Annotated in this window: 26 protein-coding genes; 25 read left to right on the forward strand and 1 reads right to left on the reverse strand. The window is 64.9% G+C overall.

The genetic code is table 11. From position 1 onward, the window contains the following. The first annotated feature begins 2 nt into the window (after positions 1 to 2). The 24 genes from KSS95_RS12955 (at position 3) to KSS95_RS13070 (ending at position 17989) form a co-directional block, all read left to right on the forward strand. A complete protein-coding gene (locus KSS95_RS12955; RefSeq protein ID WP_217847499.1) occupies positions 3 to 146 on the forward strand; it encodes a hypothetical protein in 144 nt (47 codons plus the stop codon). Then, positions 143 to 1369: a phage portal protein gene (locus KSS95_RS12960; protein WP_217847500.1), complete on the forward strand. Its 1227-nt coding sequence runs from the start codon at positions 143 to 145 to the stop codon at positions 1367 to 1369. Before KSS95_RS12955 ends, KSS95_RS12960 begins: the two co-directional genes overlap by 4 nt. Positions 1370 to 1372: 3 nt before the next feature. Continuing rightward, the gene (locus KSS95_RS12965) at positions 1373 to 1990 is read left to right on the forward strand and encodes an HK97 family phage prohead protease (RefSeq protein WP_217847501.1); all 618 of its coding nucleotides are present in this window, start codon (positions 1373 to 1375) and stop codon (positions 1988 to 1990) included. 15 nt (positions 1991 to 2005) lie between these two features. Next, a complete protein-coding gene (locus tag KSS95_RS12970) occupies positions 2006 to 3232 on the forward strand; it encodes a phage major capsid protein (protein WP_217847502.1) in 1227 nt (408 codons plus the stop codon). 14 nt (positions 3233 to 3246) lie between these two features. Then, positions 3247 to 3630 carry a head-tail connector protein gene (locus KSS95_RS12975; protein WP_217847503.1) on the forward strand — a complete coding sequence of 128 codons (384 nt, stop codon included), beginning with the start codon at positions 3247 to 3249 and terminating at the stop codon, positions 3628 to 3630. Then, positions 3627 to 4001 carry a head-tail adaptor protein gene (locus tag KSS95_RS12980; protein ID WP_217847504.1) on the forward strand — a complete coding sequence of 125 codons (375 nt, stop codon included), beginning with the start codon at positions 3627 to 3629 and terminating at the stop codon, positions 3999 to 4001. Before KSS95_RS12975 ends, KSS95_RS12980 begins: the two co-directional genes overlap by 4 nt. Further along, a complete protein-coding gene (locus KSS95_RS12985) occupies positions 3979 to 4413 on the forward strand; it encodes a hypothetical protein (RefSeq protein WP_217847505.1) in 435 nt (144 codons plus the stop codon). The genes KSS95_RS12980 and KSS95_RS12985 overlap by 23 nt, the downstream gene beginning before the upstream one ends. A gap of 9 nt (positions 4414 to 4422) precedes the next feature. Next, positions 4423 to 5022, forward strand: coding sequence for a phage tail terminator protein (locus tag KSS95_RS12990; RefSeq protein WP_225935497.1), 600 nt, complete (start codon positions 4423 to 4425; stop codon positions 5020 to 5022). Further along, positions 5019 to 5198, forward strand: coding sequence for a DUF2635 domain-containing protein (locus KSS95_RS12995; protein ID WP_217847506.1), 180 nt, complete (start codon positions 5019 to 5021; stop codon positions 5196 to 5198). Before KSS95_RS12990 ends, KSS95_RS12995 begins: the two co-directional genes overlap by 4 nt. Next, positions 5195 to 6691 (forward strand): phage tail sheath subtilisin-like domain-containing protein, encoded by a 1497-nt coding sequence (locus tag KSS95_RS13000; RefSeq protein WP_217847507.1) that lies wholly within the window; start codon positions 5195 to 5197, stop codon positions 6689 to 6691. Before KSS95_RS12995 ends, KSS95_RS13000 begins: the two co-directional genes overlap by 4 nt. A 57-nt stretch (positions 6692 to 6748) precedes the next feature. Further along, the gene (locus KSS95_RS13005; RefSeq protein ID WP_217847508.1) at positions 6749 to 7096 is read left to right on the forward strand and encodes a phage tail tube protein; all 348 of its coding nucleotides are present in this window, start codon (positions 6749 to 6751) and stop codon (positions 7094 to 7096) included. Continuing rightward, positions 7096 to 7395: a phage tail assembly protein gene (locus KSS95_RS13010; RefSeq protein WP_217847509.1), complete on the forward strand. Its 300-nt coding sequence runs from the start codon at positions 7096 to 7098 to the stop codon at positions 7393 to 7395. The genes KSS95_RS13005 and KSS95_RS13010 overlap by 1 nt, the downstream gene beginning before the upstream one ends. Positions 7396 to 7524: 129 nt before the next feature. After that, complete coding sequence (locus KSS95_RS13015) at positions 7525 to 9666, forward strand: phage tail tape measure protein (RefSeq protein ID WP_217847510.1); 2142 nt, start codon at positions 7525 to 7527, stop codon at positions 9664 to 9666. Next, positions 9663 to 11012: a DNA circularization protein gene (locus KSS95_RS13020; RefSeq protein ID WP_217847511.1), complete on the forward strand. Its 1350-nt coding sequence runs from the start codon at positions 9663 to 9665 to the stop codon at positions 11010 to 11012. The genes KSS95_RS13015 and KSS95_RS13020 overlap by 4 nt, the downstream gene beginning before the upstream one ends. Before the next feature lie 4 nt (positions 11013 to 11016). Next, positions 11017 to 12129 carry a phage baseplate assembly protein gene (locus KSS95_RS13025; protein WP_217847512.1) on the forward strand — a complete coding sequence of 371 codons (1113 nt, stop codon included), beginning with the start codon at positions 11017 to 11019 and terminating at the stop codon, positions 12127 to 12129. After that, positions 12126 to 12635 (forward strand): phage baseplate assembly protein V, encoded by a 510-nt coding sequence (locus tag KSS95_RS13030; RefSeq protein ID WP_217847513.1) that lies wholly within the window; start codon positions 12126 to 12128, stop codon positions 12633 to 12635. The genes KSS95_RS13025 and KSS95_RS13030 overlap by 4 nt, the downstream gene beginning before the upstream one ends. Beyond that, positions 12632 to 13030, forward strand: coding sequence for a phage GP46 family protein (locus KSS95_RS13035; RefSeq protein WP_217847514.1), 399 nt, complete (start codon positions 12632 to 12634; stop codon positions 13028 to 13030). The genes KSS95_RS13030 and KSS95_RS13035 overlap by 4 nt, the downstream gene beginning before the upstream one ends. Further along, positions 13020 to 14060 carry a baseplate J/gp47 family protein gene (locus KSS95_RS13040; protein WP_217847515.1) on the forward strand — a complete coding sequence of 347 codons (1041 nt, stop codon included), beginning with the start codon at positions 13020 to 13022 and terminating at the stop codon, positions 14058 to 14060. The genes KSS95_RS13035 and KSS95_RS13040 overlap by 11 nt, the downstream gene beginning before the upstream one ends. After that, a complete protein-coding gene (locus KSS95_RS13045; protein ID WP_225935498.1) occupies positions 14051 to 14647 on the forward strand; it encodes a YmfQ family protein in 597 nt (198 codons plus the stop codon). The genes KSS95_RS13040 and KSS95_RS13045 overlap by 10 nt, the downstream gene beginning before the upstream one ends. Before the next feature lie 5 nt (positions 14648 to 14652). After that, positions 14653 to 16113: a gp53-like domain-containing protein gene (locus KSS95_RS13050; RefSeq protein WP_217847516.1), complete on the forward strand. Its 1461-nt coding sequence runs from the start codon at positions 14653 to 14655 to the stop codon at positions 16111 to 16113. A gap of 9 nt (positions 16114 to 16122) precedes the next feature. Continuing rightward, positions 16123 to 16554 (forward strand): phage tail assembly chaperone, encoded by a 432-nt coding sequence (locus KSS95_RS13055; protein ID WP_217847517.1) that lies wholly within the window; start codon positions 16123 to 16125, stop codon positions 16552 to 16554. Positions 16555 to 16595: 41 nt separating this feature from the next. Further along, positions 16596 to 17018, forward strand: coding sequence for a structural protein (locus KSS95_RS13060; RefSeq protein WP_217847518.1), 423 nt, complete (start codon positions 16596 to 16598; stop codon positions 17016 to 17018). 258 nt (positions 17019 to 17276) lie between these two features. Then, positions 17277 to 17468, forward strand: coding sequence for a hypothetical protein (locus KSS95_RS24980; protein WP_496198560.1), 192 nt, complete (start codon positions 17277 to 17279; stop codon positions 17466 to 17468). A gap of 332 nt (positions 17469 to 17800) precedes the next feature. Further along, a complete protein-coding gene (locus KSS95_RS13070) occupies positions 17801 to 17989 on the forward strand; it encodes a hypothetical protein (protein ID WP_437179612.1) in 189 nt (62 codons plus the stop codon). Here KSS95_RS13070 and KSS95_RS13075 read toward each other — a convergent pair. Further along, entirely contained in the window at positions 17983 to 18648 is a 666-nt protein-coding gene (locus KSS95_RS13075; protein WP_217847520.1) for an SOS response-associated peptidase, read from the reverse strand. The two genes, KSS95_RS13070 and KSS95_RS13075, sit on opposite strands and share 7 nt — an antisense overlap. Before the next feature lie 106 nt (positions 18649 to 18754). On the opposite strand from KSS95_RS13075, the gene KSS95_RS13080 reads away from it, so the two are divergent. Continuing rightward, a complete protein-coding gene (locus tag KSS95_RS13080) occupies positions 18755 to 19048 on the forward strand; it encodes a hypothetical protein (protein WP_217847521.1) in 294 nt (97 codons plus the stop codon).

Below are 19048 nucleotides of genomic sequence, written 5' to 3' on the forward strand. Positions count from 1 at the left end.
CGATGAAATGGCTTCCTGAATCTATCGGGACGGCAGGCTTTTGCCTGTTCGTCGCGGGCCTCTACGTCCAGTTCGGGGCGGGGGTGGCCCTGATGGCCGGCGGCGGCCTGATGGTGGCCGCCGCCGCCAAGGCGGTGTGGCGATGATCCTGGGCGCGATGTTCGAGCAGCGCAGCAGCCTGGAAGTGCCCAGCACGCCGATGAACAGCAAGGAACTGACCGAATACCTGTTCGAAAGCCAGGGCATCAGCGTCAGCCCGGCTTCGGCTATGCGCCTGACGGCGGTGTATGCCTGCATCTACGTGCTGTCCAGCTCCATGGCCCAGCTGCCGCTGAGCGTGTTGCGCAAGGTCAACGGGCGGATCGAGGTGGCCACCGACCACCCGGCCCATTACCTGCTGCACGACGAGCCGAACACCTGGCAGACCTCCTACCGTTGGCGGGAAACCAAGCAGGCCCATGTGCTCGGCTGGGGCAACGGCTACACCCGAGCGGTGCGCAGTCGCCGCGGTGAATTGCTGTCGCTGGAAATGCACGAGCCGCAACACACCGAGCTGGTGAAGAACGGCAATCGCTGGGTGTATTCGACCCAAGACGAAGACGGCGCACCGCTGGCTGTGTCGCCCGAGGACATGATTCACCTGCGCGCCATCGGCTCGCACCGGCGCATGGGCACCAGTCCCATCCGGCAGAACGCCGACACCATCGGCCTGGGCATGGCCACGGTGCGCTACGGCAAGGAGTTTTTCGAAGGTGGCGGCCGGCCGACAGGCCTGGTCACCGTCAAGGAAGGAAAGCTTGACGACAAAAGTTGGGAGCGCCTGAAAACGGTGTGGCGTTCCGCCGTGGAACGGCTCAAACGTTCTGACAACAAGACGCTGCTGTTGCCGGCTGACCTCGATTACAGGGCGCTGACCATTGCCCCCGAGGATGCGCAGTTTCTCGAGACTCGCAAGCTGACCCGCAGCGAGATTGCCAGCATCTTCAACGTGCCGGCGCACATGATCAACGACCTGGAAAAGGCCACGTTTTCCAACATCAGCGAGCAGGCTATCCAGTTCGTGCGCCACACGGTCATGCCGTGGGTGAAAAACTGGGAGGAAGAAGTCAACCGCCGCGTCTTCACCCGCGCCGAGCGCATGGCCGGCTACTACGTCAAGTTCAACCTGGCCGGCCTGTTGCGCGGCACCCCAAAAGAGCGCGCCGAGTTCTACCGCATCGCCATTCAAGACGGTTGGATGAGCCGCAACGAAGTGCGCGTGCTGGAAGACCTCAACCAGCTGGAAGGCCTCGACTCGATGTTGCTCAACGTCAACACGCAGCTGCTCGGCGCCGATGGCAAGCCGTTACCCGTAACGACGCAGGAATAACCCATGAGTGAATTCGAACAACGCATGCTGCAGGCGCAGCATTGCGAGCTTCGTGCTGTCCAGCCGGATGACCAGGGCAGCGCACCGAAGATTGCCGGCTATGCCGCTGTCTTCAACCAGCGTAGCGACCTGCTGGGCGGCACCTTCGTGGAAATCATCGCCCCGGGCGCGTTCGACGACGTGCTCAATCAGGACACCCGGGCGCTGTTCAACCATGACCCGACCTACCTGCTGGGCCGCACGGCCAGCGGCACGTTGCGCCTGACCGTGGATGAACGCGGCCTGGCCTATGAAATCGACACGCCCAACACCCAGACCATCCGCGACCTGGTGGTCGAGCCGCTGCGCCGTGGCGACATGAGCGGCAGCAGCTTTGCCATGCGCGTGGCCAAGGGTGGCGACACCTGGCACGAAGAGAAAGACGGCCTGATCGTCCGCACCATTTTCAAGATCGCCGAGCTTCGCGACGTAGGGCCGGTGGCATTCCCGGCTTACCCCGACTCCAGCGCTGCCCAGCGCTCCCTGACTGCCTGGAAGCAGGCGCAAACCGAAGGCGACGAAGCCCGCGCACGTTTCGAGCGCGAGGCCCGCGAGCGCCTGCTTGACCTAACTGAACTGTGATCCCAAGGGGGAGCTATGACCCTGCAACAAATGAAAGAAGCCTATAACAAGCTGTCGGCCGAAATGCGCTCGCTGCACGACACTACCCCAGACGACGGCTGGACCGGTGAAGTGCGCGCCAAGTGGGAGGGCATGAAAACCGACCTCAAGGCGCTCAAGGACAAGATCGAGCGCGAAGAAGAACTGCGCGCCCAGGATCAAAGCTTCGTCGAAAACCTCGACCGCGACCGCCCGAACAACGCGCCGCAGAACGAAGCCGAAAACGAGCAGCGCAGCGCCTGGGATAACTGGGTACGTGGTGGCATGGAGGGCTTGAGCGCTGAACAGCGTTCCATGGTCCTGCAGATGCGCGCCCAGGGCACCAACCCGAGCGAGGCGGGCGGCTTCACCGTGCCGACCACCCTGCAGGCACGTGTGATTGAATCGCTGGTGACCTACGGCGGTATTGCTTCGGTGTGCCAGCTGCTGCAGACCGACAACGGCGCGCCTATCGCCTGGGCCACCAGCAACGGCGGCGAGGAAGAAGGCGAGCTGATCGGCGAGAACAAGGCCGCCGGTGAGAAAGATGTCGAGTTCGGCATTGGCACCCTCGGGTCGCACACCATCAGTTCGAAAATCATCCGCGTCTCTGAACAGTTGCTGCAGGACTCGGGCATCGACATGGAAGCCTTTCTGGCCGGTCGCATCGGTAAGCGTGTGTCACGTACCCGCAACCGCCTGATCGTCCAAGGTACCGGCGCCGGTGAAACCGCCGATGCGCCGGCGCAGCCGAAGGGCCTTGAATACTCGACCCCTCAAGGCGCCATGACGGCCAAGGCGACCAGCTTCACCTGGCAGGAGGTCAACAGCCTGATCCACTCCATTGACCCGGCGTATCGTGCGGCCGCCAAGTTCCGCTTGGCGTTCAACGACAAGACGCTGCAGGCGATGGAAGAGATGGTGGACGCCAACAATCGCCCGCTGTGGCTGCCCGGCATCGACAGCGACCGTCCGGCCACCATCCTCAAGCATCAGTACGTGATCGATCAGGCCATCGCCGATATCGGCGCCGGCAAGAAATTCATGTATGCCGGCGACTTCAACGAACTGGTGCTGCGTGCGGTGCGTAGCCTGACCCTCAAGCGCCTGGTGGAGCGTTACGCTGAGTACGGCCAGGTCGGCTTCCTGGCGTTCGTGCGCTTCGGCCTGGTGCTGCAGGACACGGCCGCCATCAAGCACCTGGTGGGCAAGACCGCTGCCTAACGGGAGGGCTGCCCATGCTGACGCTTGAACAGATCAAGAGCCATTGCAAGCTGGAGCTGGACGAAACCGAGGAAGACACGCTGCTGCAGGCCTACGCCCGCGCGGCGCGTCGCCAGGTGGAGAAGGAAAGCGGCCGGCGGCTGTACTGGGTCACGCTGCCGGCCGACGCGCCGGCAGACGCGACCGGCGATGAAGCCTACCTGCGTGGGCTGCTGCCGCTCGATGCGCCGGAGAACGCGTTACCCGTAACGGATGATGTGGAGCTGGCCATGCTGCTGTTGGTTGCTCACTGGCACCGCAACCGCGAGCCAGTCACCGAGTCGACCAGCAACGGCGTTAAGGCGATGCCGCTGGCCTATGACGCTCTGATGCAGCCTTACCGCTGGTTCACGCTGTGAGGGAGCCGGAAGCGGGCGAACTGCGCACCCGGGCGGTTGTGCGCATCCGCAGTGACACGCCAAAAGGCGCTGCAGGGCTCGAGTCGATTTTTGAGCCGGTGGCCAGGCGCTGGTGCAAGATCGAGCCGTTAGGCACGGCCACCTACACCGGTTCGGTGCAGACCGGTACGACCATCACGCATCGCATCTATTGCCGGTTTGTGCGTGACCTGGATACGCGGCATGAACTGGTCGCCGGCGGTCGGGTGTTCCGCGTCAAGCGGGCCACCGGCATGCGCGGGCGGCAGGTGTGGTCGGTGATCGAGGTCGAGGAACTGCAGGCGGCGAATGCGCCGGTGGGAGGTGGCCGTGGCCAACTCCGTTTCAATTGACGGCTACCTGCATGTCGAGGGCTTCGACAAGTTCGACCAAGAGGCCTTCAACAAGCGGAAGATCCGCGCCGGCATGCGCAAGGTCGGCCAGCTGATCACAGGTCGGGCGCAGATGAATCTGGCGCTTGGCGGTGGCCAGGAAGGCTACCCCGTCAACCGGACCGGGGCCACCACCGATTCGATCAACTTCAAGCTGTCCAGGTCGGGCTTCTTGGTGCGTGTTGCGCCTAACAAGACTGCGAGCATGAGGGAGTATTACCCGGCTTACCTGCACTACGGCGTGCGCCGCAAGTCGGGTGGAGGGTGGCGGATCAGGCCCCGCGACAACTACATGACCGACGCCCTGGTCGACAGCCGCGACGAGGTGCGGCGCATCCTGCAGAAGGCCTTTGCCGCCGCGCTGCTCAACTGAGTACCTGACATGAAAATCACGCCTGTGATCGAGCAGCTGCGCGCCTATGCGTCTGGCTTCGAAGGGCGCGTGGCCGGCGGCCTGGATTGGGATCCGACCGCCGACAGCGCCAAGATGGAGCCGCCGGCGGCCTATGTGATCGCTGTTGGCGACTCGGCCGACGAGCCGCAAGCGCAGAACGTTTACACCCAGACCGTGCGCGACGTCATCGACGTGTGTGTCGTGCTGCCGACCGACGATGAGCGCGGGCAGTCTGTAGCCGACGTGCTGCACGACGTGCGCGCCCAGCTGTGGCGCGCCCTGGTGGGATTCGAGCCGGACGACGAATCGGGGCCGCTGCTATACGACGGTGGTCAGCTGCTGCTGCTCGACCGCGACCGCATGGTCTACCGCTATCGCTTCTATGCCGACTTCCAGCTCGGCCGCTGGGAGCAGACCGGCGAAGGCAAGCCGCAGACCTGGCAGGAATGGCAACTGGCCGGCCTGCCGGCCCTGGAAGGCATCGACACCCGTTTTGACTTCCTCAACCCCCTGAAAGACCCCAACGTCACGGCCTCGGGGCCAGACGGGCGGGTCGAGTTCACTACCCGCGAGGACTTGAACCCATGACCACCATTCACCTCAAGCCGGCACCGGGGCGCGATTGCCCGCTGCCAGACCGGCCGGGCCAGTACCTGCCCGCCGAGGGCGCCGCGGTGCCCCGTGACGCCTACTGGGAACGCCGCATCATCGACGGCGACGCCCTGGAGCAGAAAACCACAACCCGGGGGAGCAAAGCGCGATGAGCGTCAGTTTCAGCAACATCCCCAGCGACATTCGTGTGCCGCTGTTCTATGCCGAAGTCGACAACTCCATGGCCAACAGCGGTGGTTCCAGCCTGCGCCGGCTGATTGTCGGCCAGGTCAACGACGACGCTGACAGCGACGAAATCGGCCGCTTGGTGCTGGTGTCGAAGACCAGTGACGCCAAGGACATTGGCGGCACCGGCTCGATGCTGGCCGCCATGCATGCGCGCTGGCGGGCCATCGACGTGGCCGGCGAGGTCTGGTGCCTGCCGCTCAAGGTGGCCACCGGCGCGGCCGCGACCGCCACCGTTACCGTAACGGGCAGCGTGGCCACCGCCGGCCTGGTCAATCTGTACGTGGCTGGCCAGCGCGTGCGTGCCGATGCCGTGGTCGGCGCCTCGGCCGAGGCTGTGGCGGCCAGCTTGGCGGCGGCCATCAATGCCGCCATTGACCTGCCGGTGACGGCCACGGCCGCCGCCGGCGTGGTCACCCTGCAGGCCAAGTTCAAGGGTGAGCTGGGCAACGATATCCAAGTCCAGCTGAACCGCCTGGGGCGCGCCAATGGCGAAACCACGCCGGCCGGCCTGACGGTGGTGGCCACTGCCATGACCAACGGCGCCGGCACCCCGGCCGTGTCGGCGGCCTTGGCCGCCCTGGGCGACGAAGAATTCGAGTTCATCGCCCAGCCCTGGAGCGATACCGACACGCTGGGCGCCTGGAAAACCGCCATGGACGACAGCGCCGGCCGCTGGTCCTGGGCGAAGCAGCTCTACGGCCATGTGTACAGCGCGCAGCGCGGCACGCTGGGCCAGCTGGTCGCCGCTGGGCGCCTGCGCAACGACCCGCACGTCTCCGTGCATGGCTTCGAGCGCGGTGTGCCGCAGCCCGTGTGGGAAGTGGCGGCGGCCTGGGCGGCGCGCACTGCTGTGTTCATCAGTGCCGACCCGGCGCGACCGACGCAGACCGGCGCGCTGACGGGCATTGACCCGGCGCAGGCCAGTGACCGTTTCACTCTGACCGAGCGGCAATCGCTGCTGACCAGCGGGGTGGCCACCGCCGTCTACAACGGCGGCAGCTACCGCATTGAGCGGGCCGTTACGACCTACCAGCGTAACGCCTATGGCCAGCCGGATGACTCCTACCTGGACAGCGAGACGCTGCACCAGTCGGCCTACGTGATCCGCTATCTGCGCAGCATCATCACCAGCAAGTACGGCCGCCATAAGCTGGCCAACGACGGCACGCGCTTTGGCCCCGGCCAGGCTATCGTCACGCCGAAGGTGATTCGTGGCGAGCTGATCGCGGCCTATGGCGCGCTTGAGCGTGAGGGCATTGTCGAGAACGCCGAGGCGTTCAATCAGTACCTGATCGTGGAGCGCGATCCGAAGAACCCGAACCGTCTGAGTGTGCTGTTCCCGCCGGACCTGGTGAATCAGCTGCGTGTGTTCGCGCTGCTGTACCAGTTCCGCCTGCAGTACCCGGACGCGGCGTAACCCTCATCGTTCAACCCCAGCCCGCCCCGTGCGGGCTTTTTTATGGGAGTGCCCTTTATGGGTCAGAAAGTCGCGGGCACCTGTTTTTTCAAGGTCGACGGCGATCAGCTGGTGATCACCGGTGGCGTGGAATGCCCGCTGTCGGACACAAAGCGCGAAACCATCACGCGGGGCTACTTCAAGGAAGAAGACCTGATCCCCTATGTGGTGGTCGACGCGGTGAAAACCCCCAACTTCCCCCGGGCCAAGCTGGCCAACGGGATCAGCATGACCATCACCGCCGAGCTGGCCGACGGCTCGGTGTACGTGCTGAGCGGCGCGTACCTGGTGGACGAAACCAAAGTGACCGGCGATGACGCCAAGGTCTCGCTCAAATTCGAAGGCATCCAAGGAGACTGGCAGTAATGACTACCGCAACCCACGAACTCGCAACCCCGATCCAGGCCCACGGAGAGGAAGTCCAAGAACTGAACCTGCGCCGTCCGACCGTGCAGGAGTGTCGGGCCATCAAGGTGCTGCCGTACAACCTCGGCGGCGACGGTTACCCAGTGGTCGACCTCGAGGCGGCGGCAAAATACATCGCCGTGTGCGCCGCGATCCCGGCCAGCTCGGTCAACCAGCTGGAACTGTCGGACCTGAACACCCTGGCCTGGATCATCGTCGGTTTTTTCATGCCCCAAGATTCGAAGCAGTCGGCGGACTGACCGAGCTGGCCTATGAACTTGCCTGGTGGTGGAAAGCCACCCCGGGCGAGGTGCTGGGCTGGACCCTCGACACGCTGTTCGAGAGCGAGGAAAACGCGTGGCGCATCAACGCGCTGAATGGGGGAGGCGGTGGCGGATAAATTCCAACTCAAGGCGCTGATCACCGGCGTCGACAAGCTGTCCCCGGTGCTGAGCGGGGTACGCAAGAACGCCGCGGTGCTGCGCAAGCAGCTGAACAGCTCGGGCCTGGGCAAGATCACCTTCGGTGAGGCCCTGCAGGGCGGGGCGATAGCCGCCCCGTTCGTCATGGGCGTGAAGGCGGCCATGGGCTTTGAAAGCGCCATGGCCGACGTCAAGAAAGTGGTTAACTTCGAGTCGCCGGCGCAGTTCAAGGCGATGAGTGATGACGTGTTGGGCTTGTCCGAGCGCCTACCCATGGCAGCCGAGGGCATCGCGCAGATTGTCGCAGCCGGCGGCCAGTCCGGCATTACCCGGGAAGAGCTGAACCGCTTCGCGGAAGACGCGGTGAAAATGGGTGTCGCGTTCGACCAGACGGCCGAAGAATCGGGCTCGATGATGGCCAAGTGGCGCACGGCCTTCAAGATGAACCAAGATCAGGTGGTCACGCTCGCTGACAAGATCAACTACCTGGGCAACACCGGCGCGGCCAGCACTGGGCAAATCTCCAGCATCCTGACCGCCATTGGCCCCCTGGGCGAGGTCGCGGGCGTCAGCGCGGCGCAGCTGGCGGCCATGGGCTCGACCCTGGCCGGCGTGGGCATTGCCCAGGACGTGGCCGCCACGGGCATCAAAAACTTCATGCTGACCCTGACCGCCGGCACGGCGGCCACCAAGTCGCAGAAGGAGGCTTACAAGGCCTTGCGCCTGGATGCCAACGAACTGGCAAAGGGCATGCAGACGGACAGCGAAGGGACGATTAACCGCGTCCTGCAGACGCTGGCCAAAGTCGAGAAAAGCAAGCAAGCGGCGGTGCTGACCAATCTGTTTGGCAAGGAATCGGTAGGGGCCATCGCGCCACTGCTGACCAGCCTGAGCACGCTGCAGCGCAACTTCAAATCGGTGGGTGACGAGAGTCAGTATGCCGGTTCGATGAACAGTGAGTATGCGGCGCGGGCCGCGACCACACAGAACGCAATGCAACTGCTGCAGAACCGGGTCACGCGCCTAGGGATCACGGTCGGCAGCATGCTGTTGCCGCCGTTCAATGATTTCATGGCGACGGTGGGTCCGGTGATCAGCAGCGTGGCCACGCTAGCCGGTGAGCACCCTTGGCTGATCAAGGGACTGTTGGGCGCGGCCGTGGGCTTTACCGTGTTGCGCTTGGCCACCGCGAGCGCCACGGCAGCCTTGGCGCTGATGAACGGCGTAGCGAGCATGAGTCCTATCGGCATCGTGGTGCGTGGCATCGCCATCGCCGCTGGTGTGCTGATTGCCAACTGGTCGACCGTGGCGCCGTACTTCCAGATGGTATGGGACAAGATCAAGGCCCCGGCCATGGCCGTATGGGGCTGGATGAAAACCGCTTTCGCCTGGACCCCGCTTGGCATGATCGTGGCGAACTGGGCGCCGCTGACGCAGTTCTTCGGCGCGCTGTGGGAGCTGGTCAAAGCCCTGTCGGTGCCGTTCTTCGACTTCATGAAAGGGGTCTTCGACTGGTCACCGCTGGGCCTGATCGTCAAGCACTGGGAGCCTATCACCGGCTATTTCAAAGGGCTGTGGGAGAAGCTTCGGCCTATCGTTGAACCGATGATGAAATTCCTGGGCTTCGACAGCGAGTCGAGCGGCGACGGCGTGCTCAGCGCGGCCACGGCCAAGGTCAACAACTGGGCCGAGCAGCAGAAGGCGCGCAACGCCGCCGGCGAGCCGATACCGGGCGCCCTGGTCAAGCCGATGGCGCAGCCGGTGCAGCTGATGCCGGAGGCCACCAGCGTGGCCAGCCTTATGCGGGCGCCTGGACAGGCAATGGCTGGGGTGGCTATGCCCTTGTCGGCTTCGCAGGTTGCCCAGCACGCCCAGCCGGGGGCGGGTGAAAGACTGACGCAAGGTGTGGCGTCTCGTTCGTTGGCCGCTTCGCGCGGCTCCCTGGTGCAGCAGGCCGCCCAGGCCAGCAAGGCCCAGTTGGAGGGGCAAATGGTGGTGCGCTTCGACAACGCACCGCCGGGCATGCGGGTCGAGCAGGCCGACACCAATCAACCCGGGCTGCAGGTCAGCCCACAAGTGGGTTACCGATCCTTGGGGAGGGCGTCATGAGTACGTGGCGGGATCAGCTGCACCGGGCCTCATTCCGGGGCGTGCCGTTCCACGTCGACAGCGACAGCATGCCGGCGGGACGGCGCACACAGACGCATGAGTATCCGCAGCGGGACAAGCCGCTGGTGGAAGACCTGGGCCGCGTCACGCGGGAAATCAAGCTGGCCGCCTTCGTGATCGGGGAGGACTGCTATTTCCAGCGTGACAACCTGCTCAACGCCCTGGACAAGCCGGGGGCGGGCGAGCTGGTCCATCCCTGGTATGGCCGCCTGACGGTCACGGCCACTGACTGCAGCGTCAGTCATGAGCGCCGCGAGGGCGGCATGGTCCGCTTTGACCTGGTGTTCGTGGAGGACGGCGAGAAGGGCTTTCCTGCCGGCGTGCCGAACACGGCGCGGCAGCTGGAGGATTCATCGGAAAGCCTGCTTGAATCGGCGATTGCCCGGTACAAGGCCGCCATGGCGGTTGTCAACCGGGCGCGCCTGGCCGTGGTCGCGCTGCAGAACGGTGTGGCCGGCGTGCAGATGGCCATTGCCTCAGAGCTTCGCCAGCTGACCGGCCTGGTCAGTTCGGTCGAGGCGCTGGCCGACATGCTGATCAACGCCCCGGGCAACTTCGCAGCGATGATCCGAGGGCAGTTCGCCAGTGTCGGCGGCAGTTCGCGGTCGTCGGGCTATCGCTGGGGGCCGTCGAGCGGCGGCGAGTCGGTCAGTCTGGAGGCCGACCCGGAGTTTGCCCGAACCGTCGCAGCGTTGCCCGAGGCGGCGCCGGAGTTTGCCAGTTTCGCCGAGTCCGGCCGGGCCATCACCGGCCAGGTGGAGCAGGCCCGCCAGTTGGCCAACGCGCCGACACCGGCCGGAGGAGCCGACACCGCCGCCGTGGTCACCGCTGCCCGCGAGCTGGTGCGCGACGCGCTGATCGTGTTGGCCGTGCGCGAGGCGGTGGCCATGCCGGTGGTGCAGGCGCCCGAACCGTTGACCGGATTCGCCACCCTGGAACAACAAGTGGTCGCCCCAATCCAGCGCCCCGAGGTGCCGGTCACTGCCGACGTGGTCGCGCTGCGTGACACCCTCAGCGACGCCCTGTGGCTGGCCGCCCTGGCGTCGCCGGTCGAGCACGTCGAGCGGCTGGAGGTGGTGCGCAACCAGGTGCGGGCGCACCTGACCGAAGTGGCCCGCGCCGGCGTGCGGCTGGCCGAGGTCACTACGCGGGAAAGCCTGCCGGCGGTGGTGCTGGCGTATCAGCGCTACGGCGATGCCACCCGCGCCGAGGAAATCGTTATGCGTAACAAGGTGCAGCACCCGGGCTTTTTGCCTGTAGGCGCGCTGACCATCGCCCGAGAGTGAACCCATGGACAACCAAAATGCTGTCACGCTGAGCGTGAACGGCCTGGACTATCGCGGCTGGAAGAAAGTCAGCATCAGTGCCGGCATCGAACGCCAGGCCCGGGATTTCCGCCTGGGCGTGACCTGGAGTTGGCCGGGCCAGGTGCAGGAAATCCCAGTGCGCCAGGGCGACCGCTGCGAAGTTCGCATCGGCGCCGACCTGGTGCTGACGGGCTGGGTGTTCGGTACGCCGATCAGCTACGACGCTCGCAGCGTCGAACGGTCGGTCGCCGGCCGCTCGCTGACTGCCGACCTGGTGGACTGCTCGGCGGTGAACAAGCCCGGCCAGTGGCGCGGGCAGAGCGTGCAGAAAATCGTGCAGGCCCTGGTCGAGCCCTACGGTGTGCGGGTGCTGAGCGAGGTGGCGGAAACCACCAAGCTGGCCGACCACCAGATAGAACCGGGCGAAACTGCCTTCGAGTCCATCGACCGCCTGCTGACGCTATCGCGGCTGCTGTCGACCGATGACGCCCGGGGGCGGGTTGTGATCATCAAACCGGGCAGCGCCGGCCGCGCCGTCGACCGCCTGGAACTGGGGCAGAACCTGCTGACCGGTAGCGCCGAGCTGGATTTCTCGGGGGTGTTTTCCGAGTACCGCGTCACCGGCCAGCGTTCGGGCACCGACACCGACTACGGCGAGAAGGCCAGCGAGGTGAAGGCCGGTGTCACCGATCCGCGGGTCGCCCGGCGCCGGGTGCTGCTGATCCACGAAAGTGGCCAGATGACCCCGGAGCTGGCCCAGGCGCGGGCCAACTGGGAGCGCGGTAGCCGCATGGGCAAGGCGCTGACCCTGCGTTACAAAATTCAAGGGTGGCGGCAGTCCACCGGCGCCCTGTGGGTGCCGAACATGATCGTGCGCGTGGTCGACCCGCTGATCGGCATCGACCGCGACATGCTCATCAGCGAAATCGAGTACGTGCTCGATGACGCCGGCACCGTGGCCAACATTGTGGTAGGGCCGCCGGATGGCTTCGACCCCGAGCCGAAAGACCCGCACAAGTCGCGCAAGCTCAAGAAGGGCGGCAAGGCCGACAACTTCGAATACCTGATCCCCGCCGACTGGAAGCCTGGCCAATGAAACCCACGAGAAATTTTCTCGCCCGGGGCGTCGTCGCCCTGGTCGATGCTGGCCGCAAGCTGCAGGGCCTGCAGATGCGCCTGACCGCCGACGAAGTGAAAGACGGCATGGAGCACTTCGAGCCCTACGGCTTTACGTCCAACCCGTTGCCCGGCGCCGAGGCCCTGGCCGCGTTCCTGGGCGGCGACCGCTCCCATGGGGTGGTCGTCTGTGTCGCCGACCGGCGCTTTCGCCTGCAGGCGCTCAAGAGCGGGGAGGTGGCCTTGTACACCGATGAGGGCGACTGCCTGCACTTCAAGCGCGACCGCGTAATCGAGATCCAGACGCTGACGCTCAAGGTCAAGGCCGAGACGGCCGTGGAGTTCGATACACCGGTGATCCGCACCACGGGCCAGATCGTGTCGCAGGGTGACCAGATCGCCGCCGGCGTCAGCCAGGTCAACCACCCGCATGAGGGAGTGGCGAAGGGTAACCAGCAGAGCGGTAGGCCGGTGGTGACGGCATGACGCTGCTCGATGCCGAATCCGAACGCGCCTGGCAGCGCGCCGTGGTGATCAGCCTGTTGACCTGGCGCCGCGCCGAGGCCGGCGACCTGCTGGACGATGGCCAGCGTTACGGCTGGTGGGGCGACACGTTTCCGACCCTGGCCAATGACCGCATCGGGTCACGCCTGTGGCAGCTACGCCGGCGCACGCTGACCGACGACACGGTGCGCACGGCCGAGGCGTTCGCCCGCGAGGCGCTGCAGTGGGCAGTGGATGACGACCGGGTGAGCGCCGTTACGGTAACGGCGTCGCGCAAGGTCGACCGTCTCGACATGCAGGTGCGGGTCGGTCTGCGCGATGGCCCGGTGATCGATGTTCAACTAGACAACCTGTGGCAGGTGATCAATGCCGTTTGAAATCCCAACACTGCCCGCCCTGGTGGCCAGGGCACAGGCTGATCTGGCCGGCGGTAGCGCCCTGGTCCGCTCCGACGCCGAGGTGCTGGCCCGCGTGCTGGGCGCGGCGTCGTCCGGCCGCTACGGCCATCAGCGCTACATTGCTGACCAGATCCTGCCCGACACGGCCGACGACGAAACCCTGCTGCGCATGGCCCAGGCGCGACTTAAGCGGGGGCGCCTGGAGGCCGTGAAGGCGAGCGGGGCGGCCACCTTCACCGGCGCCGCCTCGGCGCTGCTCGATGCCGGCACGCTGCTGCAGCGCGATGACCAGGTGCTGTTCAGGGTGCGGGCTTCGGTCAAGCTGACCAGCACCGAAGGCGTCGCCCAGGTTGAAGCCCTGGAGCCAGGCGAGCTGGGCAATACACCTGCCGGCACGCAGCTGCGCCTGGTGTCGCCGGTGCTGGGCGTCAATGACACGTTCACCGTGGCAGCGCCGGGCCTGACCGGCGGCACCGAGCAGGAGAGTATCGATGCGCTGCGCGCTCGGGTGATCCGCTCGTACCGCGTTGTTGCCCATGGCGGCAGCAAGGGCGATTACGAGACCTGGGCGTTGGAGGTCGCCGGAGTGACCCGGGCCTGGGTTGTGCGGCGCTGGGTCGGGCCGGGCACGGTGGGGGTGTTCTTCGTTCGCGATGGCGATATCGACATCATTCCCAGCGCCGAGGCCCTGGCGGCCGTGGCGGCGTACATCAAGCAGGAGCGGCCGGTCACGGCCGAGGTGTACGTGCTGCCTCCGGCAGAAAAGCCGGTGCAGTACCAGCTATCGGTCACCCCCGACAGCAGCGCAGTCCGCCGCGCCGTGGAAGCCGCCCTGGTAGACCTGCACAACCGTGAATCGGAGCTGGGCGCCACGCTGCTGGCCACCCACATTGCCGAGGCTATCAGCGGCGCTACGGGCGAGCGCGACCACAAGGTCATCAGTCCCGCCGGCAACGTGCAGGCGGCCCCTAATGAGCTGCTGACCTATGGGGGTGTGCTGTGGTCGTGAGGACGGAGCAGGACTACTACGCCCACTTGTGCGCGCTGCTGCCGCCGGGGCCGGCCTGGGATCGCGAGTTCAATCCAGGTGTTGACCTGGTGCTGCAGGCGGCGGCCCAGGAGCTGGCCACCGAGGATCGCCGCGCCGCCGACCTGCTGGCCGAGAGCGAGCCGGCCACCGTGCGCGAGCTGGTCCCCGACTGGGAGCGAGTCATGCAGCTACCCGACCCCTGCATGGGCGAGTCGCCGGCATTTGCCGACCGGCAATTGGCCGTGCGCCGCCGGCTGCTGGAGGTGGGCGGGCAGACGCCGGCCTACTTCGTGGAGCTGGCTTTCTCGCTGGGCTACCGCAATGCCCGCGTGATCGAGCACAGGGCGCCGCGCTTCGGCCGGTCACGCTTCGGCTCGGCTCGCTTCGGCACCTGGTCCGCGCAATTCATGTGGACCCTGGAGACGGGGCCGCGCATGGCCCAGGGCAGCCGCTTCGGATTCAGCCATTGGGGCCAGACTTTCGGCGGCGCCGCCAATGGCGCCTTGGAGTGCCTGGTTAGCCGCGCCGCCCCGGCGCACACCCTTGAAACCATTACCTACGGATAACGCATATGGACTACCCGAAACGCATTCCCAATGTCGGCCTGGTCGACGGAAAATTCGTGGATGAGAACGCCAGTACTGGCCAACCGGGATCGCTGATCCCGGCAACCTGGGGCAATGCTGTTACTGATGAGCTGCTGGCTGTGATCAAGGCGGCCGGCATCGTGCCCACCGAAGACGACAACGCGCAGGTGCTGAAAGCGATTCAAGGCATCGCGGCCAGCGATATCAAGCGCGCAGTGCGGGTGACCACAACCGGCCCGATTGCTTTGTCGGGCTTGCAGACCATCGACGGCGTTATGCTGCAGGCCGGTGACCGGGTACTTGTAAAAGACCAAGCCAACGCTGCGCAGAACTGGATCTACACGGCGAGCGGTGGAGCCTGGGCGCGTGCCCTGGATGCCAGCGCCGACGCGCAATGCACGCCTGGGCACGTGATCATCGTGCAAGCCGGTGCAAATCTCGGCGGTTCGCTGTGGCAGCTGACGAACAGCTCCCCGCCCCAGGTGGGCACTACATCGCTTAACTTCGGCCTTGTGTTCGGCCGTACCGGTATTGCCATCGGCAGCTACCGGCAGGTGTCGGTGGACGTGATGGGACGTGTGACGGCGGGTAGCAACCCGACCACGCTTGCCGGGCACGGCATCACTGACGCCTACACGAAAGACGAGGTCGGGCAAGCATTCGCTAGAAAGGCAGACACTCTCGGGGGCTATGGCATTGCTGATGCCTATACCAAAACCCAGACCGACAGCCTTCTGGCCGGCAAAGCCAGCAAAGCGACAACGCTGGCCGGGTACGGCATCACAGACGCACTCAAGCGTGGAGATTCCGGCCTCGGCGTGCCGATCTTGCCGGCGGCGAGTGATATCGACTGGATCTACCTGAACAGCGGATTTCACGTCATGGGGGCCGGCGCGAACGGCCTGGCAAACTACTGCTCAGTGCTGCACATGCCCTATGTCAGCGAAGGCTACGCCGCCCAACTTGCAGTCCTGCAGGGGCAGGCCGACGTAGAAGTGCGCGTGAGGGCATGCAAGGCGCCCGGCGTGTGGGGGCCGACACGACGTGTTCTGACCGACGCTGATCAAGCGACTGTGCCGATGGCACTGGCCGGTACTGACGACCGCACTTGGCTGAGCCCCGCGAAACTCTGGAGCGTGCTCAACGCCAAGCTCTTCGGCGGCTTTTCCCTGAGTCTCGGCGTCAATGGTTATCTGGTCTTTCCGAGCTGGTTATCGGGACTCATCTTTCAGTGGGGGCGGGTCGCAAACGCTGCACCAAGTGGTACGGGGGTGAGTCTGGCCCTCGCATTTCCGAACGCCTGTATTTCTGCGAACTGCTCTGCAATCGGGAACTTGGCTACCCAGGTGCATGAAGTCGCCGAGATTTTCTCAATCACCCAGACGGCCGCGGTTGTTTCCAACAGCGGTGGCGGTTCGGTTTCGTGGTTTGCCATCGGATATTAAGGAGACGGTATGAAGCGTTTTTATAGCCAGGCAACAGGCTGTTGTTATCTGGATGGTGTTCATAAGGGTATGCCGGCTGACGCTGTTGAAATCAGCGATGAGCGATTCGACGAAGTGATCGCAAACCCGGCCCCGGGAAAGGTCCGCAGTCATGACAAAAAGGGGCTGCCGATCCTCATCGACCCGCCGCCACCGACCAGCGCCGAGCGGGCAGCAAAAGAGCGTCTGTGGCGCGACGCGGAAATGGCACGCCAGCAGTGGCTGCGTGATCGTCACCGGGATGAGCAGGATATTGGCCGCCGTCCGACGCTCACGGCTGAACAGTTCGCGGAGTTGCTGGGCTATCTGCAGGCGCTGCGCGACTGGCCGCAGTCTGAGCAGTTCCCCGAGATCGAGCACCGGCCCGTCGCGCCGCCCTGGATCGCCGAACAAACTCAATGAAGCCCCGCACAGTCGGGGCTTTTTCTTGTCTGGAGAACACCATGACTCAATTGCTTCCCCGTGGCGTGCGCAATCGCAACCCGGGAAACATCGATTTCAATCCCGCCAACAACTGGATTGGCCAGATCGGTAAGGAGCCCGGCGGCCGATTCTGCATCTTCGACACGCCGGAGAATGGCATTCGTGCACTCGGCAAACTGTTGCAGACCTACTACAACAAGCACGGCCTACGCACTGTGGCGGCGATCATCAAACGCTGGGCACCGGAGGTAGAGAACGACACCGATGTCTACATCAGCACCGTAGCGCGGCGTTGTGGTCTTGCCTCGAGCGAGCCGATCAAGGACATCAAGAACCAGCAGGTCCTAGGCGGCTTGGTGCTCGCGATCATCAAGCACGAGAACGCGAACTACGAGTACCCAGTGGCCGTATTCGCGGAAGGCCTTCGGAGGGCGTTAGCGTGAAGAGCTGGGGCGTGCGGGTGGCCGTACTACTAGCAGTGGTCGGGTCGTATTGGCTCGTCTACCAGCACGGTCGATCTGTGGAGCGGGCCGAGGCCACCGCAGTCTCAGCGCAGCGGGACAGCGGCGATCGCCTAGCCGAGATGCTGGGCGAGCGCAGTGCACGCCAGGAAGAACAACGCCGCACAGCGGCCCATGAGGAGGTGAGGGCAAATGCTCAGGTACAAAGAACCATCGCTAAAGGCGCTGCTGCTGGGGCTGATGCTGTTGGCCAGCGGCTGCGCGACGAAGCCGACAAGTTCGCTGCCACCGTCGGTTGCCCCAGCGCGGATACCGGCGCTGCCGCTCGAGGCGAGGCAGCCCGCCGCGCCGCGATGGTGCTCTCCGACCTGCTCGCACGGGCTGATGCTCGAGCGGGAGAGCTGGCGGCAGCGTATGACCGCGCCCGAGTAGCGGGCCAGGCGTGCGAATCGTCTTACGACCGCTTGGTGGAATAGGGTGGCAGGAGCGCAAATACAATGAACCCCGCTTTTTGGCGTCGGGTCAGAACAAGATCGTGATGTCTCCGGCGATATGCCGATAAGGGAGAGGTTATGCGAAGGAATGAGCTGAAGAGGGAGGCCCAGGCGTGGGCTATGGTTGCGCTCTGGGTCTGCGGTATTGCGCTAGCCACTTTGGCATGGCATCGCATGCTGACCTAAAGCGGTGCTCGGTGCGACGCTCTTGAGTCTATACTGCTCTGGTCAAGCAACCAGGGCGGTATCGTGAAGAAAACAATCGAAGGAATGATTAGTGCGGGAGAACCGCTGATTCGCGAGGCTATCGCGGCTTTGCGCACCTACCGCAACGCCGAAGCTGACGGTGCTCCGGCTGAAGAGGTCGCCCGCCTCCGGCTCATCGCTGAATCAGCGTTCCAGGCTGTTACCGACTACGAGCTTTACTCGATTGGGCATCAGCCTCTGGTCCGTCACTGAGCGGGCTCGATCAATGTTGGCCCCTGGTTCCGCACGTTGCCCACGGCGACACCCACGCGATACCACTCGAAAGCCTCCGCCGACTCCCCCTGGTTCAGCACAATCTGTTCGGCATGCTCGCTGGGCATGCCGGCCCCGATCCACTCGACTGCTAGATCAGGCGGCAGCACTACTGGCCGGCGGTCGTGCACGTCGACCAGACCGCCCTGAGCGTCGGCGGTGATGATCACGAACCCGTCGTGCTCAGTGCCGGCAAACTGGCCGATCGAGGCGCAGAATGCAGGCCGCCCATCTCGCCGGCGGATGTAGTAGGGCTGCTTCTTCGGGCCGCCTTCATCCACCCATTCATACCAGCCATCCACTGGTGTGATTGCCCGATGCGGCCAGATCGCCCGGAAGAAGGGGCCGTGGGCCACCTTCTCGACGCGAGCGTTGATCGGCGCTGCACGGTCTTGCGCCCAGTGCGGTCGCCACCCCCATTTCACCAGGTCCGCGCGCGGGCCTGCGTCATCTACCCGAAGCACGGCGACCTGCGTGGTCGGCGCGACGTTGTACCGCCCCAGGTCCTGGTCACCGACGTTGTTCCGCCAGGCTTCTGGCATGCTCAGCGTCTCAACGAAGTCATGGATCCCGCGGTACTGGCTCAACCTTCCGCACATGTCCCGCCCTCCTGCTTGAGCCAAAAGCATAGCCCGCCGGGCGGTACTGGCCTGGCAATCCGTTTGAATGGTCAAATACTGTATCGATATACAGTATTGGTGCCGTATGTACTTCCTCCTTGTTCGCCGCCGTGAGCGCGGCGTCGCCATTCCCAACGCCAAGCTCGCCAAGATCAAGCCGCTACGCGCAGATGTGCACATCGAGTACGTGCATAGCAAGGTGCTCGGCCGCCCGTGCATTGAGGCCTGGGTCTTCAATCCGACACCCAGCGGCGACATCATTCCGCGCTTGCAGGACGCCTGCGTCAACGGCATGGCCCAGCTGGGCATGAACATAACCGGCTTTGAAGAGATCGACGGCGTGCTGTACTCGCAGTCGTGGTGGTGCCGTGTTGAGTAG

Origin of the sequence: Pseudomonas muyukensis (assembly GCF_019139535.1) — a bacterium.
GTDB classification, from domain to species: domain Bacteria; phylum Pseudomonadota; class Gammaproteobacteria; order Pseudomonadales; family Pseudomonadaceae; genus Aquipseudomonas; species Aquipseudomonas muyukensis.

Excerpts from the sequence above, each read along its gene's own strand:
- KSS95_RS12955 (WP_217847499.1), top strand. The coding sequence starts at position 3 with ATGAAATGGCTTCCTGAATCTATCGGGACGGCAGGCTTTTGCCTGTTC.
- KSS95_RS12960 (WP_217847500.1), top strand. The coding sequence starts at position 143 with ATGATCCTGGGCGCGATGTTCGAGCAGCGCAGCAGCCTGGAAGTGCCC.
- KSS95_RS12965 (WP_217847501.1), top strand. The coding sequence starts at position 1,373 with ATGAGTGAATTCGAACAACGCATGCTGCAGGCGCAGCATTGCGAGCTT.
- KSS95_RS12970 (WP_217847502.1), top strand. The coding sequence starts at position 2,006 with ATGACCCTGCAACAAATGAAAGAAGCCTATAACAAGCTGTCGGCCGAA.
- KSS95_RS12975 (WP_217847503.1), top strand. The coding sequence starts at position 3,247 with ATGCTGACGCTTGAACAGATCAAGAGCCATTGCAAGCTGGAGCTGGAC.
- KSS95_RS12990 (WP_225935497.1), top strand. The coding sequence starts at position 4,423 with ATGAAAATCACGCCTGTGATCGAGCAGCTGCGCGCCTATGCGTCTGGC.
- KSS95_RS12995 (WP_217847506.1), top strand. The coding sequence starts at position 5,019 with ATGACCACCATTCACCTCAAGCCGGCACCGGGGCGCGATTGCCCGCTG.
- KSS95_RS13000 (WP_217847507.1), top strand. The coding sequence starts at position 5,195 with ATGAGCGTCAGTTTCAGCAACATCCCCAGCGACATTCGTGTGCCGCTG.
- KSS95_RS13005 (WP_217847508.1), top strand. The coding sequence starts at position 6,749 with ATGGGTCAGAAAGTCGCGGGCACCTGTTTTTTCAAGGTCGACGGCGAT.
- KSS95_RS13010 (WP_217847509.1), top strand. The coding sequence starts at position 7,096 with ATGACTACCGCAACCCACGAACTCGCAACCCCGATCCAGGCCCACGGA.
- KSS95_RS13020 (WP_217847511.1), top strand. The coding sequence starts at position 9,663 with ATGAGTACGTGGCGGGATCAGCTGCACCGGGCCTCATTCCGGGGCGTG.
- KSS95_RS13025 (WP_217847512.1), top strand. The coding sequence starts at position 11,017 with ATGGACAACCAAAATGCTGTCACGCTGAGCGTGAACGGCCTGGACTAT.
- KSS95_RS13030 (WP_217847513.1), top strand. The coding sequence starts at position 12,126 with ATGAAACCCACGAGAAATTTTCTCGCCCGGGGCGTCGTCGCCCTGGTC.
- KSS95_RS13035 (WP_217847514.1), top strand. The coding sequence starts at position 12,632 with ATGACGCTGCTCGATGCCGAATCCGAACGCGCCTGGCAGCGCGCCGTG.
- KSS95_RS13040 (WP_217847515.1), top strand. The coding sequence starts at position 13,020 with ATGCCGTTTGAAATCCCAACACTGCCCGCCCTGGTGGCCAGGGCACAG.
- KSS95_RS13050 (WP_217847516.1), top strand. The coding sequence starts at position 14,653 with ATGGACTACCCGAAACGCATTCCCAATGTCGGCCTGGTCGACGGAAAA.
- KSS95_RS13055 (WP_217847517.1), top strand. The coding sequence starts at position 16,123 with ATGAAGCGTTTTTATAGCCAGGCAACAGGCTGTTGTTATCTGGATGGT.
- KSS95_RS13060 (WP_217847518.1), top strand. The coding sequence starts at position 16,596 with ATGACTCAATTGCTTCCCCGTGGCGTGCGCAATCGCAACCCGGGAAAC.
- KSS95_RS24980 (WP_496198560.1), top strand. The coding sequence starts at position 17,277 with ATGCTGTTGGCCAGCGGCTGCGCGACGAAGCCGACAAGTTCGCTGCCA.
- KSS95_RS13070 (WP_437179612.1), top strand. The coding sequence starts at position 17,801 with ATGATTAGTGCGGGAGAACCGCTGATTCGCGAGGCTATCGCGGCTTTG.
- KSS95_RS13075 (WP_217847520.1), bottom strand. The coding sequence starts at position 18,648 with ATGTGCGGAAGGTTGAGCCAGTACCGCGGGATCCATGACTTCGTTGAG.
- KSS95_RS13080 (WP_217847521.1), top strand. The coding sequence starts at position 18,755 with ATGTACTTCCTCCTTGTTCGCCGCCGTGAGCGCGGCGTCGCCATTCCC.